Source organism: Vibrio sp. 99K-1 (assembly GCF_013114585.1).
Classification (GTDB): Bacteria; Pseudomonadota; Gammaproteobacteria; order Enterobacterales; family Vibrionaceae; genus Vibrio; species Vibrio chagasii_B.
This window is the reverse complement of sequence record NZ_VTXF01000005.1, coordinates 150,537-165,101: the sequence shown is the minus strand read 5'-3', so window position 1 is coordinate 165,101 and position 14,565 is coordinate 150,537. Positions and strand designations below refer to the sequence as shown.

Genomic DNA, 14,565 nt, shown 5'->3' with positions numbered 1-14,565 from the left:
GTTTACAACATTTCCTGATGTTAACACTTTAATTGGTAATGCAACTCCGAATGCACAGCATTTGATTGCTTAATCACCTTATTTTCAATTATAACTGTTTGATAGATCAAAATTTAAACACGAAATAGTGGTCTGTTTAGGTGGTTTATTTTGCAAAACGTAGTCCCTTAAACTTCCTATACCTACACAAAATAAGATACAACGTAACTTATATAGGCCGATTCAGTCAAGATAAAGGACCGAGTAACGCCCACTTTAGAGAGGAAGGCTTTGCTAGAGTGGACTAACGGTTATTCGAAGGGGTTAAAACTTGTATCGCGCACCAATATAAGCGGTTTGTGAAGAAACATCGACATCGTAGATTTCAACACGTGCATTTCGGTAGCCAAGGTGGATGTCGATATTGTTTGAGACTATCGCACCAAGCTCTGCACCAACTTGGTAAGCTGCTTCTGATTTAGATTCCGAGGTTCCGTCCATATCCATCGAGCCAACACCAGCTAATAGTGATACGTATAAGTCTAACGCATCTCCTTTAACAATGAATTTTGGCTTAACGTTGACGAAGAAAGCCTGACCTTCGATATCCATCGAATCGCTATAGCTTACCTTACCAATTTTTCGGTATTCGGCTTCTAGTCCTAACTTAACAACATCATGAGTATTGAATTCGTAGCCTCCAACTAGGTTATAACTGAGGTCAGAAAGGTCTGATGAATCTTCAATAGCGTTGTTAGGGAATTCAAATTCGGTTTCATTGTAAAAGCCGATATCAGCACCAACATAAAACTGACCAAGCTCCTTAGATGAAGCTTCTTTATCACTAGCAACCGCTTGGAAGCTCATTGCGAAGATAGATAATAGTGATAGGGCGACCATACTGCTTTTCATGTAAAACCTTTATTTAGTAAGTTATTGATTTCCCGGACATGCTATCAAACAAAAGACGTATTAGTTAATACGAAACCTGTCTAAATATCTGATTTTAAAAGCTTGTAGGTAATAGAAGTATCAACATCTCACATGTAAGACAAGGTATGAAGAGCACCAACAAAGTGATGAATATGAACAGTAAATACGTTGCGTTGTCACTTATCCACAATTTACTGCAGTGCGATTAACTACGGATACATTTTCAATGCTATGCAGCTTTCTAAGAATCTCTTTTGAGTATCAGAGACAAGCTAATTAAGCCTGAGTAATGAGAACGATGTAAATTGATAGAGCTTAAAGCGAGCTCAACTTGAAAGAGCCCAACTAAGTAATCAGCAATTCAGATTAGACATTAGTCATGTGTGGGAGATCTTGGAATGCACGAGCACTATGAGCTGGCCAGGTTATTCAGGCTTTTCAGTTTGTTCAGGTCTCAGAGATAAACTGTTTTCAACAGCGAGTGGATAACATCAAGATAGAGTTAGTTTTTGCAAGAAGTCGACCTGAAATTTTTCCAGCAGGCGCTGTAATGTAATGAGGTAAAAGTTAATTTTGACAGACGCTTTGATTGGAGCCTGTAAGAGTGTTTATCTGATGCAATCAAGGTGGTGGGAATTATATCGATTAAACATGTAGCCAATCCATAAAACCAACGACATTAAGGACTTAATCAAGCGCTGTACGTAAAATCTGCAAGGACTAATGTACTGAAACGCCTCAGATTTCAATCTCCTTCGGTGCGTATTATGTCTGCTTATGTTCAATAGTGCATATCTTATCAATGCAGTGCAACCTCTTGTATTTAGAGGTTTCATCTGTGAAGTGTCGCGAAATGAGTAAGAATTACATTTTTCGAGAATTAGAATGCCAAATGACCAAGGAAGAGGTCGCTGAACTGTGTTTTAAAAGTGTGAGGACTGTCACGGGATGGGATGAGGGGAACCCAATTCCTCCCGAGTGTAAAAGGCTAATGAGAATGGCTAGAGGTCGGGAACTCAGTATTAGTGAGGACTGGGAACAGTTCAAAATGTTATACGACCGAATGGAACTGCCGACAGGGCAAGTTGTTACGCCACAACAGATTTTAGCAGGGATTGCGCTGTTAGGGATTCAATCTGAACTAGAGATCAAGACGTCAACATATCTACTAAAAATTGCTCGATCGATAGCGAGAATTAAATAGCTCAGGTCAATCACTGATAGGAGTTAGTAACTTTAGTTTTTAGTACTTAAAATAATACTCAATACCCAACGCATTAATTTAGCGTTGGGTTGACATCTGAAGAAGAATAATTGATTAGTTGTATTTTCAGGTTTAAGCAGTATCTTCAGCGAAATGTGGAGTTAAGTCTTCCAACTCTTCACTCGTGAAATATTCATCTCCAACTTTGACGCGATCAGTCAATGGATTGTTTGGAGAATCTAATTGAGGAAAGGGTTTGTCATGTCTTTCAGGTGAGTAACCAATTATCACAATCTCGTTCAAATCCCCTTGCCAAGTATAATGGATTGCAGGACCTGACGTAGCTCCTAGAGGGTTTTCTTTATCAACTTTTGCACTAGAGGCGTTGGAAACATTATCCCAAGGGCCACTATGATAGTGCCATGTATCATAATCAGAATAACTGCCGTCGTTCTCGACATTTTTTCCAATCAGAGGTTCGCCACTTAGTACGGATTTCGCAAATTTAGTGATTCGTGCAAAGTGCATACGATCTGATGAACTGTTTATAACATCAAAGGTGGCAAAATCTTTAAAATACGCTGTATTTGTAAGACCTCGAAAGAAATCATTGTGGAAATGTATTTTATCTACTGGCAATTTTTCGGCTTTCCCGGTTAAGCTAAGCCAAGCTCCTTTCTAACAGCAAAAAGTTTCGCTAGCATAGCTGATTCAATTTGACTGCCTGACATTTTGTTGTCCAACGAAAAACCAATATGCTCGCTAGAGCTTGCACGTTTGTTTAGTTCTTGTTTTACAATGGCTTTAGCATTAGATGTCTGTTTTTGCATAATATGCACCTTCTAGATTAACCTGTCAAACGAAACAGGTTCTATCTAATACTACGTTATGTCATTGCACTAATCAAATAGTAAGTATTTTTTACCAAGACATGTGAGTTGCCATAGAAGTGTTTCTAATCGATTGTTGATAAGTTTACTCAGACACCAACTTTGATGTTCTTTTGTAACCGTACTTCGTGGGAATGTGTTAGTACTTAATATCTTTATTACAGTAACTAACTGTTTTCATGATCAAAACACTATCATTAAGAGTGTGAATCAATACAATGAAAAATCAATTGATAGGTAGGGAGATGAAGTCCATCGTGTTGAGTTTCTATCTCACCAACAACTACCCCATTAGAGAAAGGAAAGTTTGTGGAACACAAAAATAACTCAGCCACTAGAGCATTTAATCTGCTTAGTAAGGCTCGTACTCATCAAGAAAACTCCGTCACTGTTACTGTATGGAAATCAGTATTAACTCAATCTAATGAACCCATGGACTCTTTTGAAGTGATCCGGTTGGTGAATTTGTTGCGAAGTGAAATCAAAAATATAGAGAGAAAACTGATAAAAGCAGGCGTTCCACAAAATATTTATGTGGCTCATTTCAACAGTGCTTACAATGCAACTTCAATTGAGAGCATGAATGCAACATGGTCTAACTTTAAAAAGAAAATCACTAATGAGTTGTTACTTTGTCTCAAGTTTTCAGAGTTTATAATTGAAGAGAACGAGGTCGATTTTGATGAACAAAGTATTCAGCAAATAATAAATCTTATTGATGAATTGAAGACAAGTCTAAATGAGTCAACAGTAGATGCTGAACTTGTTCATTTCGTTTCTGAACAGATTAAACTTTTAGAACGTGGCTTGCACGACGTTAAAATTCGTGGGTCGAAAGCTATACAAAAATGTTACGTGGATGGTCTTGGTGAGATTGTTGAAAACGCAGATTTAATCGATGAGAACAAAGAACAACCAATTGTACAATTGCTTCATAAAGCGTGGGGACAGGTTCAGGGGGCAACTGAAAAGGCGGCTCAACTAAACAAGTCTGCTGATACATGGGCGAAACTGATCGATAGAGGCTCTGAAGTGATGGACCATTTAGCTCGCTTGACATAAGCAAAAAATGGCAACTTTCTTGATTCATCAGATTTTTAAATATGATCATACTGAAGGTTAGGTTTCCAGAACTAACTAATTTGACTTAGATACTTATATGTTGTGAACATGGAATTAATCAATAAAATCGTAGACTTACCAGTAATCATACAAGGAGCCCTTGGCTCATTCTTATTTTGGCTTGCTTACGAGCTGACTAAAAGATTTTTCGACCTTGTGCTGGAATTTGGCACACGTATTAATCACGAATGGCGAATGGAGTATCTTCTTTCACAACAATCTCACGTTATTCAAGAGCTATTAGAAGGAGAGGAGGCTAGGCGCGCACGCACTGGTATCAAGGTTCTAGCAATTCAAGTAGCTATAAATCGAAGCATACATGGTGCTATATATGTCATATTAGGCTTAATATCAGAACCTTTTATTGGTAGCTTATCAAATCTAGCATTCCTTGTTTCTTTGGCATATTTTTACCGAGCTTTAAAAGCATCTCATATCGATATTGAGTCAAAGCAGAGTAAAGATTGGTACAAAGCTAGGTTAGCCGAGCTTGAGAAAGAAATAGAGCAGCTAAAGAATAAGAAAAGTCTTGCTAAGAGCTGATAGCTTGGTTGAATTTACCCCCGTGATACAACACGGGGGTTGGCTTCCTCCCGCCGCGCTCGTCCTCCTCAGTCTTCGTCGTCCTCACTTGTTGTCCGTCAGCATTAGAAAGAGATCCTTTTCAGCACCCAAATGATCTTAAAGAAAGCCAGTGAACACAAAAAGGCCTTACCGATGTGGTAAGGCCTTAAAGAGCATTCTGGCAGGATGAGGGAGGGTGCGGCTCATTAGCATTGGCAGTTAGAAACACTCGCCAGTTGAGACATACGGACTAATAACCTCTACGGTGTGGCTCGGTGCCTCGTTCGCGCTTCGCACTCTCTTATCCCTGCGGGGCTTAAAACAAACTGACTTCCGCTTGTCTTACTTCTGGCACAGCAACCGCAGCTGAGTAGGGCTTGCATGTTATTAACTTGGTTAGCTCGCCTCTGTTTAACTTCAACAAGCAATCATCAATACGGTCAAACGTAATGTCGTAAGCTTTGAGGAAGCTTTCGTTTACTGAGTAGAAGCCATCAAGAGCTTCCACCTCAATGCTAACATGTCTTTCAATCGTGCCATTTTTGATTGCGAAATTCACACCAGTAACAAAAGCTTTCTTGATGCCCTCAAACGGCAGCACCTCGGCTATAGGAACATGAGCAACATCATCTTTGTGGTTACCTTTACTGCTATCCCCACTAGAACGTACATCCCCAGAAGCTTGAGTATCTTTGTTAGGTTGTGTTTGATTTTGCTTAGGAACGGCAGTTGAAGACGTTGTTTGTCTCGCTTCCTCCACCGTCTCAGTAGTTTCAATAAAACGATTGGATAAGTCATAAATTATGTACCCGAAACAGAATATGGATAGTAGGAAAATCAAAATAGCTTTAGGGCTACGAAACAGCGTATTCATAGCTAATTGTTGTTTGGCGCTGCCTGTCCCCGTTGATTTGTAGAGCAGGAAAGAGTCTAAGGGGATTTTCTGATTGGTTAAGTTAACGTCCTTTTTCTTAGGAATGGCTGGCGTTGTTACTGCTTTGTCGTGCTTCCAAATATAAGGGTTGCGCTTGGTCCAAAAGAACTGGTCACGGCCCTTATGAAAAAAGTTCTGGTTAGCACATGCCTTGATTCCTGAATCGATTTGCTTCCAATCAGGGGAAAGTAACTCGATGTCCCAATCGTACTTTCGGTGTCTCATGAAGCCTTCATTAAAGCTGTGCGGATAGATGATTCTTCCTTCGGAATCGTATTCGGCAATTCCGCGATCATCTATCTCTGAGTCTTTCAATGCGTCCATGTTGGCAGGCGTGTAACGAGAGTTAAAAAAGCGTTCGTAATCTTTAGGGAGTAGCCCGTCTTGTGGTGATTGAGTGATGAAATCAGAGAGCGGTTTATACTTCACTTTGCGTATATCAAAACCCACGTTCTTAGAAAAGATATCCTGGCACTCATCAATGACAATCAGCGCGCCAATAGGGCACCAACAGAAGAAATGAGTCCAGAGGTGAACCCCTGATTCATCTCTAGAGCTAACACGAAAGAGTTTAGCTGTGCTTGGAAACTTAATATCAAAGCGCTCTTCGATGACAGCTAAGGGCTGCATTCCTTCCATGTTGGTAACAACGGTTCGTCCTGCCTTTAGAGCTTGATAGATAGAGAAGTAAGCCGTGTAAGCCGATTTGTAAGAGCCATTTGCTCCGGTTCTAATCGTGATAGCCATTATCTAGAGAGCCTCATAACTAAAGCCGTAGTGAAGAAGTTGGCCCATACCGACAGGGCTTGAGGGACGCCAAACTTAAACGCATAAAATCGTAATTCATCAGGTAAAGCGTTAAAAACGTTAGACAGAATCTCGTTAAAGCCGATCTCCTGTAGAAGAATTTGTGCCGAGTTATAAGAGAGCTTGATGAACTCCAATTCCGCCTTCAATTTCATCTTAATCATGAAGATCTGAATGTATGAAAATAGGTCTAGTGTCATCTGCGGGATGGCTTTAAAGAAGTCAGTGATAAACGACATCTGTAAGCTGATCCAATCGATAAAAGAGTAGATGTAATCCATAACTAATCCTTCCCTAACATTTTGATGCCAGACACCACAAACATAAACATAATCACAGCTGCAATCAGCGATGCGTTATCGAGTAACGCTTCGAAGACTCCTGATTTGAAAGAGCGTTCAGTGTGGTTTACGTTAAGGTTTAATGAGTGCTCTTTATAGGTGCCGTTGTTAAACGAACTGGTATCGATAGAGAAGAGCGCTTTGAACTTTTCATATTCATCTGCCATCTCTTGTTTGATCTCCAAGACCTCATTTTGAGCTTCAGCTATTTGAGCTGGAGTGATGATGAAGTCTTCACCGCTGAATCCGTAATTGGGTTCATTAAAGTTATTGGTGTTGGTTACACTATCGATGAGGTCTGTTAATTTGTTTTCGACACCCGACATGTCACCAGTTTCAAGCCCGTCTAGTTTTGTTGATAGGTCAGAAAGACTGGCTTCAATACCGGATAAATCAGGTGTGCCCAAAGAGTCTATTTTTGAATTAACGTCTTCGAACTCATAGTAAAGGCCATCAATCATAGAGTTATTGCTTAAAACCTTTTCTTCGATATTTGAAAGGCGGGCAACATCAGAGGACATGGCTTTTAAGAGCTTGTTGTTAAGGTTTGCTTTTGCTGCGTTCCTTATTTGACTTTTTTGTTGGTCAGTAAGGCCACCGCCAGAAACCTCCAAAGCTTGAATCTTACTGGCTAAATCGCGATTCAAAGTGACCATCAAATCTCGCTCGGTTTTTTGTCCGGCAATGAGTTGGTCATTTTTAGTCATATTGCTAACACTGTTTCGAACAGAATCTAAGAGCCAATTGCTTTGAGCATCAGTGAGAGCGCCGCCACCGCCAGCAGGGAAATCTGAAATGGAGTGGATTATGGATTGAGTGTTGCGTTTAACAATCGCGACTTCTTCATCTAGATCATCAAATCTATGAAAGGTCTGTCTATAACGATCATCCAAACGATTTTTGATATCTTGTCTCGCAGCAAAAACACTCTCTCTAACGGTGTTTTCTAATCCACCTTGAGCGGCCGTTAAAGAGTCTATCTTGTGAGCAAAAGATAAATCATTGGTCTTTTGAGTATTGATTAACTCTGCAACCGCTCGATTAAAATCTTCTTTGGTTAAATTACGTCTGCTTAAATCAGAAACAATTCCTATTAATTTAGAGTTATTATCGTTCAAATCATCCATAACATAACGGTAATGGAGACAATCTCTATTATCGTCGTCAACAAAACAATTATTAATGGTTTGTGCTTCTTCTAGACGTTCATAAAACTCGTCTAAATTATCAGGAACATTGTTACCATCAGAATCCGTAACTTGGTTGTCATTGCTATAAGGGTTAGGGTCTTCACCGTTTTTAATGCCGTCGCCATCCCAATCCTCTAAGTCATCTTGAACGCCATTTTGGTTAACATCACCTTCAAATGGAAAGAGCTCAGGAACGTCACCTGAATAACGGTTGATTTGGTCAAAGCTACAAGTCGAGCCTGTGTAGTAAAACTTATTAGTCCAACGTCCTGCTTCAACAGAAACTGACACTGTACTCGGAGCCATGTTGCAGGCAGCACCAGTAGAGCGATCGCCAATACAGTAAGAGCGGGGATTATCCCCCCAAATGTAAGAGTCCCAAGTTAAGTTTTTTCCGGTGCCTTTTAATATCTTGCAGGAACTCACGCAAACGCCATCAACCTCAACTTCACCCGCGCCACACTGCAAAGCATTAGAATTGAAAGCGATAAGAGCCAAAGAAAGTGAGAGGTATTGTCGATATCGTTTCACTGTAAAACCCTAGATAAGAAAACGCCTCCAAACTAGGAGGCATTGATACCCGTATATACGCCATATACGAATGACATCGCCATAACCACCCCAAACAGGATGGTTACAACTTGAGAGACAATGTCTCCCATTAGTTCCCCATAGAGTTGACGATAGCGCGGAGACCAAAGCCAAGTGCAGCAAGACCAATCAGGCCAACAACAACTAAACCGTAGTTTGCTTGACCAGTACTTACCGCGTCATTAATCGCGGTTGTGATAGGTGAAGTATCAGCGAATGATGAAGCCGATACAAGCGCTGTAGAACCTAGAACCAATAGACGTTTTTTCATGTTATTTCCTTTTTTAAGAGTGTGTTACTAAACATTGACCCTTAGCCTTTGCCAAGAGTTTTTAAGATTCGTCCAAGCACATGGCCTGAAACGAAAGATAATAAAACCCAACCTGAAACAGTTGTGTATAGCTCTGAATCAATAGTTAGAGACTGTGCTCCAGAGACTAATTTGTTGTATTCGCTGTCGCTAAGCATTACGAGCTGACAGTCAAAGTCGGTTGACGTTCTTAAGTAACCTTGTTGAGTGGTCGTAATGCAGTTCATTGTTAAGCCTTGTTAGCTTTCATGAAGTTATCGAAGTGCTTTTTGATTTCCTCATCGACAGGGACAAGCTTGTTGACCAAGATATCGAGCGGGTCATTTGGGTTAGCACCAAAGTTGAGCTCGTAGTCACGGTTAGCCACAAAAGCGCGTGATTGGATTAGCTGACGTGCGTATTCCACATCAATTTTCAGTGCTTGCTTGTTGTATGGGATGTCAGTTGAAAAGCCGATGCCCGTTTGTTGAAACTTCTCGTTATCGACTTCTTCAACGGCACGAAGTACAGACAGCTCGGCGAACTCCATGCCAGATTTAGGGAAACGCTTGATAGAGATACCAGTTATTGTAGGCATATTCTTGACTCCAAAATTTCGATTTTCTGTTTAGTGTATTCGTCAGGAATGCCCAACGATGTATTGAAATTAGCGCGGCGATGGTGCGTAGGAATAAGCATTCCAAACGCTTCACCCAAGTCTCCCTCAGTCATAGCAACAACCTCAGATAGAGCCTTACCACATTGACGACGAACCCAAGCAATACGAGCCATAAACTCCAGTCCGGCTTTCTTCTTATTCAGTTCAAGCTTCATTGGTTCAGCAGGGTCGATACTGGCGGCGAAGTCACACAGACCAGCAAAGGCCGAAGCAGGCGAGGCGAGTAGAGCTAAATCGCACTTCTTCAATTCCACTTCATTGCGGTACCAAATCACTTCAGGGTCAGCGATGTTTTGCTCAAACTTCTTGTTGTAGATACGCCAGTAAACTGCAGACGTACGAGAGCCAACAAGAACCGCTTCCTCTGATAATTCACCAGACTGTGAAACGCGCTTATGAGGAACCATTGTCGGACCACGACCACGAGAAGCAGTGCGAAATGCTCCCTCATAAAAACATTTCTCAGCATACTTACAATCAAAGATTCCGGTGTAGTCATCCACGCAGAGATCCAAACGGGCTAGGCGAGTGATACCCAAGAGAGAAAGCCACCAGTGCAGCTTTTTGTGTGTGGTGAAGTCGAATACCTTCGCGCAACCAGTACCATTAATCTGTACATAGACCGTGTCATTGTTGCCGCCAACACCAACCAAACCACATTCAACAGTTCCCGTAGAATCGTAAATCACCATCGAATCTTCATAGCCATGCAAGCCACGACCGCGCATAGGCGACAGACGGAAGTTAAAGACTTTCGCCATGAACTCATCAAACCTATCAGCCAAAACCTTACGACATTTGTTACGGTGTAACTCGATTGATTTTTCTATCGCTTCTGGTGAGTTAAGACGGCCTTTAACGGTTTGCTTCTTAAACTCAGGAAACTGCAAGTTGATAAAGTCTTGTTCGTTAGAGTTATCCAAATGCCTCAGCGAGCCATACGAAAATGAAAAGGCTAGGTGATCCACTTGAACTGGACGAATCTCATCATGGAACTTATGTGGTTTTTTAGATGGCACTGAACACGCCCTTAACCAAAAGCTCTTGGTAGTTTTCATCAGTGATTTCAACAATCTGAAATGACACCATTCCATAGTGAGCTTCCATGAACTGGAAGAAATCACGCGGAGTCTTAAAGAAATTGTGACCCCAAGGGAAATAGGCGTTGATACCGTGATTGGGTTCATTGTCGAAGTAGATTGAATCCATGATTAACGGCTCACAGGGTAAGAAGTTTGAGCCAAAGGCCAAGAAGCTTGGAGTTGGTTAACAACCGCATGAGCATCTGACACAGAAAGGAATTTACTTTGAAAGTGCTGAGCTGTGGTGATCACAAAGCGTTTACCAGTTGCAGTAACTCCAAAGCCTGCAAAGTAACGAGGGAAACAACCAGAAACTAATAGAACATTTACCATAGTGATCACCTTGAAAATTTGAATTTGACTGAGGTGAAACAACTCAGTCCTGATTTGTGTGTACTATAAGACACAAAAATCAGGACTGACAAGACCGCTTTTTGTGGACTGACGGTATACAATTGAAGGAAATGGAGGGACAACCATGTACCAAAATAAACTGTTAGATGCCTATAAAGAGGCTCAAAACTACGTACAAGATAAGCAGATTGCACACGACTTGGCGTTAAGTCGTCAAAAGATAAGCGCAATTAGAAGCGGAGCTCGCTATCTAACTGAAACAGAAGCACTTTTTATTGCAGAAAGAATTGGTTTGTCAGAAGAAGAAGTCTTAGTGTATTTAGCGGCTGACCGCAGTAAAAACCACAAGGCTCAACAGGCTTGGCAGAACATCGCAAAAAAGTTTAACGGGCTTAATATGTCAGGTATTTCAATGGCTTGTGGTGGATTGGCGTTATGGATGATGCCTACTCAAGATGCACTAGCCAACTGCGTATTATGTATATTATGTTAAATATGGTTTGGTAATCATAAGGCAGAGTTCGATATACGATGCCCTGCCTCCGTTTCTATCCAACTGATACTGTGTATTTAACCATAATGGCTATTTACCATAAAATACCTAATAAACATATTTCCTAATCTTCGATTAAGAATACGTTTATTAGATCTCAAGCATTAATCTATCTATAGCTTCTGTTATTTCTTTTGTTCTTACTGGTTTGGTAACGAAATCATTCATACCAACATCTAAACATGAACATTTATCTTCAACCGATGTGTGCGCTGTTAGAGCCACGATCGGTGTTTGTATGTTTGCTTCTCTCATGTATTTGGTTGTGGTTAAACCGTCCATTACCGGCATCGATACATCCATTAGGATAATGTCTATCGAGTCGTTGTTGTCTTCGACAAATCCTATCGCTTCTTCGCCATTACTTGCGATAAAAACTTCATGACCCTGTCTTGTTAGAATAAGCTTAATCACCATTTGGTTTGTTGGGTTGTCTTCAACAACTAGCACTGAATATCGGCTTCTTAGTTCTCTTGAACAGACATCATCTTCCAGTTGATTGCAATTGCTAGTCACTCTGGTGAGCACTGGCAGTTGGACTTCGAACTTAGAACCTTTCCCAGGCTCACTTTCCACTGATATACGTCCACGCATCAATTCGACCAATCTTTTGGTGATTGCCAAACCTAAGCCTGTGCCACCAAACCTTCGTGTGATTGTACTATCTGCTTGCACAAACGGGCTGAACAATGACGATAGCTGTTGCGAACTAATTCCAATGCCGGTGTCTTCGACTGCTATGTAGAATGAGCTCTGTTGGTATTTTATGGATACATGAACGTGCCCATGTTCCGTAAATTTGATGGCATTGCCTATTAGGTTAAACAAGATCTGTGCTAAACGGCTCGGGTCTATATAGTGAAGTTCACCCTCAGGGATATCACTAGAAATCGTGAGCGTTAGACCTTTATCGTCTGCCGCCTTCTTTTGTTCAGATAAAACAAAAGTTACAGTGTCTCTTACATTGCTCCATTGTGGTGCTAATGAGAAGCACCCGGATTCTATTTTGGAAAAGTCCAATACATCACTGATGATCGCTAGCAAAAGCTCAGACGATGTACTCATATTTAGCAGTATAGACTGTTGTTCTGGCGTTAGTTGAGTCGATTTTAACGTGTCGATTAGCCCAATGATGGCGTTCAGTGGCGTTCTTAACTCGTGGCTCATCATTGCCAGGAATTCTGACTTTGCTTTGTTGGCTCTTTCAGCGTCTTTCCTTGCTGTTACAAGCTCCGCGGTTCGCTCTCTCACTGTGGCTTCGAGTTTCTCTTTGTTCTCTATGTCGAAAACAGCGCGCTCAATAAGCGGGCGAAAACGGTTTAGAGTTGCTTTAGTTTCGATACTAAAATGTTTGGTATTCGAGTGAATAAAAATAATGACCGATTGCGTTAGCCCGCTATCGATACCAGTAATCAACACCGAGTTTATTTGGTCAAGAATAATGGGATGCAAAGAGTTGAATTCACCCAGAGACTTGGGCTCAAAAAGGATAGCGCATTCCCCATTAATGACTCGAGACAGCTTGCCACAATCTGTCCAGTGCATCTGTTCAAAGACTTTATTATTTGTCAGTAGAGTCTTGAAATTACCTTCGTTCCCTACTCTTGAGACTACGATAAAGTCGTCAAATTTGATGTACTTTTTTAAGACAAACTCAAGGCTAGAAAATATCTCAGATATGTTACTTGCTTTACTGATCGCAGAGATAGTCGATAGGATCACCCTATTCTCTTCAGCCAGTTTCCTCTCACGGGCTTTTAGTTTTTGTAGTTCAATACGTGCTTCTTGCAGCGCTTCTTGACCTTCAGAACCCATTATTTTTTTAACCTATAAAATGTTGCTGATGACACCATTAAGTTACCGTGTGCGTTCTCTCCACCAGAAAGTCTCCCTTGCTCACCAAAAGTGAATGGGCATATGTAAGGAAGCCCATTAAGTGCTTGATTTATTTGTTCACAAACCTCATCCATGTCTTGTTTAAGGTTTAACATTGGACCGGCACAAAAGATGTTAATAGCACCTAATTTCTCTTCCAGATCCATGTCATTGTAGTAAGACGAATGAATGATGTTGGCGGCGCGGCTAATTAACTGCTGCTTGGAACCTTGCATTAAGTATATGGTGTCGCCTTCGTTGATGTCGGTAAATAACTCGATTCCGTCGCACTCTGTTTCTCGGATAGAGTGTGAAAGCTTGAAATACGGATAGTTGTAAGACGAACCGACTTTTCTTCCCAAAGGATAAACAGACGATTTTTCAAAGATATAGCCGTCGTCGCTGCCCCCTAAGTGGAAATTGGTCCATTCGTTGTAAACCGTAGCAGCTGGCCTATGGTCTATCTCCAGTAAGATTCTGTTTCGTACTTTAGTCACGGTACCTGAGTAACGCGTGGGCGTGTGACCTGCACTGAATGATGAATAGATGGATTGAGAGGCGAAAAAGACCGTTAAAGAGATCCCGTTAATAGAAAGCGACTCTTCGGTAAAGATACTCCAGTTACCAGATACCTGATTATCGGCAGCACTGCCACCAATGATAGGAACCTCAGTCCCGAACTTAGTATCGATAGCTGCCATTACTTTCTCCTCGTTACCAGGAGTAGAATGAAGCAAGATTAAATCTGGGATCTCACCTTCTCTATTTGCGTTTTTAAGCGCTGTATCTATCGCGTCGAAGGTGCTTTGCTCGATGGATTGGCTGAAGTGTTTAATACCCGTTCCGTAGGCATTAATACCTGAATCATAGATGATGAGTACACCGATGACTGGACCTGAATGAAAGCCTGTTTCCGTCATTATTCCATGGCAGGTGGTACAGCCGTGTATGGGAGTGTTGGGAAGCGCATCTACGAAATATCTCTGCACAGCGAGCGTGGAGTACTCTTCTGTGCAGTAACAAATGAGGCAAGCGATATTCTCAGGGTTTTCTACCCCTTGAAGCAGTTCATCTACTGCGATTTTATCGTCTAGGGAATAAGAGACTTTTGATAGAAATTTCATAGATTTCTGGAAACTTTATTAATGTCTTCTTTATAACACTTTAATGCACAAGGT

Annotated in this window: 18 protein-coding genes; 4 read left to right on the top strand and 14 right to left on the bottom strand. The window is 41.2% G+C overall.

Going from position 1 to position 14,565, the window contains the following annotated elements:
- Positions 1 to 303: 303 nt before the first annotated feature.
- Complete coding sequence (locus F0228_RS06055; RefSeq protein WP_171762005.1) at positions 304 to 891, bottom strand: porin family protein; 588 nt, start codon at positions 889 to 891, stop codon at positions 304 to 306.
- An 859-nt stretch (positions 892 to 1,750) separates the two neighbouring features.
- Here F0228_RS06055 and F0228_RS06050 point away from each other — a divergent pair.
- Complete coding sequence (locus F0228_RS06050) at positions 1,751 to 2,116, top strand: phage protein (RefSeq protein ID WP_171762004.1); 366 nt, start codon at positions 1,751 to 1,753, stop codon at positions 2,114 to 2,116.
- Between the two features lie 132 nt (positions 2,117 to 2,248).
- On the opposite strand, the gene F0228_RS06045 is transcribed toward F0228_RS06050, so the two are convergent.
- Together F0228_RS06045 and F0228_RS06040 are read right to left on the bottom strand one after the other, a co-directional pair.
- Positions 2,249 to 2,755, bottom strand: a complete 507-nt coding sequence (locus tag F0228_RS06045) for a hypothetical protein (RefSeq protein ID WP_171762003.1) — start codon at positions 2,753 to 2,755, stop codon at positions 2,249 to 2,251.
- Between the two features lie 17 nt (positions 2,756 to 2,772).
- Positions 2,773 to 2,946, bottom strand: a complete 174-nt coding sequence (locus tag F0228_RS06040) for a hypothetical protein (protein ID WP_171762002.1) — start codon at positions 2,944 to 2,946, stop codon at positions 2,773 to 2,775.
- Positions 2,947 to 3,315: 369 nt separating this feature from the next.
- Between F0228_RS06040 and F0228_RS06035 the strand changes: the two genes are divergently transcribed.
- Complete coding sequence (locus tag F0228_RS06035; RefSeq protein WP_171762001.1) at positions 3,316 to 4,068, top strand: hypothetical protein; 753 nt, start codon at positions 3,316 to 3,318, stop codon at positions 4,066 to 4,068.
- Positions 4,069 to 4,176: 108 nt separating this feature from the next.
- Positions 4,177 to 4,671: a hypothetical protein gene (locus F0228_RS06030; protein WP_171762000.1), complete on the top strand. Its 495-nt coding sequence runs from the start codon at positions 4,177 to 4,179 to the stop codon at positions 4,669 to 4,671.
- A gap of 337 nt (positions 4,672 to 5,008) precedes the next feature.
- Here F0228_RS06030 and F0228_RS06025 read toward each other — a convergent pair whose 3' ends face one another.
- The 9 genes from F0228_RS06025 to F0228_RS05985 all read right to left on the bottom strand — a co-directional run bounded on the left by F0228_RS06025 (position 5,009) and on the right by F0228_RS05985 (position 10,938).
- The gene (locus F0228_RS06025) at positions 5,009 to 6,373 is read right to left on the bottom strand and encodes a zonular occludens toxin domain-containing protein (RefSeq protein ID WP_171761999.1); all 1,365 of its coding nucleotides are present in this window, start codon (positions 6,371 to 6,373) and stop codon (positions 5,009 to 5,011) included.
- A complete protein-coding gene (locus F0228_RS06020) occupies positions 6,373 to 6,714 on the bottom strand; it encodes a DUF2523 domain-containing protein (protein WP_116872039.1) in 342 nt (113 codons plus the stop codon). Before F0228_RS06020 ends, F0228_RS06025 begins: the two co-directional genes overlap by 1 nt.
- Positions 6,715 to 6,716: 2 nt before the next feature.
- Complete coding sequence (locus tag F0228_RS06015) at positions 6,717 to 8,495, bottom strand: hypothetical protein (protein WP_171761998.1); 1,779 nt, start codon at positions 8,493 to 8,495, stop codon at positions 6,717 to 6,719.
- A gap of 130 nt (positions 8,496 to 8,625) precedes the next feature.
- Positions 8,626 to 8,826 (bottom strand): hypothetical protein, encoded by a 201-nt coding sequence (locus F0228_RS06010; protein WP_108167720.1) that lies wholly within the window; start codon positions 8,824 to 8,826, stop codon positions 8,626 to 8,628.
- A 41-nt stretch (positions 8,827 to 8,867) separates the two neighbouring features.
- Positions 8,868 to 9,092, bottom strand: coding sequence for a hypothetical protein (locus F0228_RS06005; protein WP_171761997.1), 225 nt, complete (start codon positions 9,090 to 9,092; stop codon positions 8,868 to 8,870).
- Positions 9,093 to 9,094: 2 nt separating this feature from the next.
- Positions 9,095 to 9,442, bottom strand: coding sequence for a DUF1293 family protein (locus F0228_RS06000; RefSeq protein WP_171761996.1), 348 nt, complete (start codon positions 9,440 to 9,442; stop codon positions 9,095 to 9,097).
- Complete coding sequence (locus tag F0228_RS05995; RefSeq protein WP_171761995.1) at positions 9,430 to 10,542, bottom strand: replication initiation factor domain-containing protein; 1,113 nt, start codon at positions 10,540 to 10,542, stop codon at positions 9,430 to 9,432. The genes F0228_RS06000 and F0228_RS05995 overlap by 13 nt, the downstream gene beginning before the upstream one ends.
- Complete coding sequence (locus F0228_RS05990; protein ID WP_108167716.1) at positions 10,532 to 10,732, bottom strand: hypothetical protein; 201 nt, start codon at positions 10,730 to 10,732, stop codon at positions 10,532 to 10,534. The genes F0228_RS05995 and F0228_RS05990 overlap by 11 nt, the downstream gene beginning before the upstream one ends.
- Positions 10,733 to 10,734: 2 nt before the next feature.
- Positions 10,735 to 10,938: a hypothetical protein gene (locus F0228_RS05985; RefSeq protein WP_171761994.1), complete on the bottom strand. Its 204-nt coding sequence runs from the start codon at positions 10,936 to 10,938 to the stop codon at positions 10,735 to 10,737.
- 145 nt (positions 10,939 to 11,083) lie between these two features.
- Here F0228_RS05985 and F0228_RS05980 point away from each other — a divergent pair, with 145 nt between their 5' ends.
- Positions 11,084 to 11,452, top strand: coding sequence for a DUF3693 domain-containing protein (locus F0228_RS05980; RefSeq protein ID WP_171761993.1), 369 nt, complete (start codon positions 11,084 to 11,086; stop codon positions 11,450 to 11,452).
- A 150-nt stretch (positions 11,453 to 11,602) separates the two neighbouring features.
- On the opposite strand, the gene F0228_RS05975 is transcribed toward F0228_RS05980, so the two are convergent.
- Both F0228_RS05975 and F0228_RS05970 read right to left on the bottom strand, forming a co-directional pair.
- Positions 11,603 to 13,327 carry an ATP-binding protein gene (locus tag F0228_RS05975; RefSeq protein ID WP_061033421.1) on the bottom strand — a complete coding sequence of 575 codons (1,725 nt, stop codon included), beginning with the start codon at positions 13,325 to 13,327 and terminating at the stop codon, positions 11,603 to 11,605.
- Complete coding sequence (locus tag F0228_RS05970; RefSeq protein WP_171761992.1) at positions 13,327 to 14,511, bottom strand: FIST N-terminal domain-containing protein; 1,185 nt, start codon at positions 14,509 to 14,511, stop codon at positions 13,327 to 13,329. Before F0228_RS05970 ends, F0228_RS05975 begins: the two co-directional genes overlap by 1 nt.
- Positions 14,512 to 14,565: the final 54 nt, after the last annotated feature.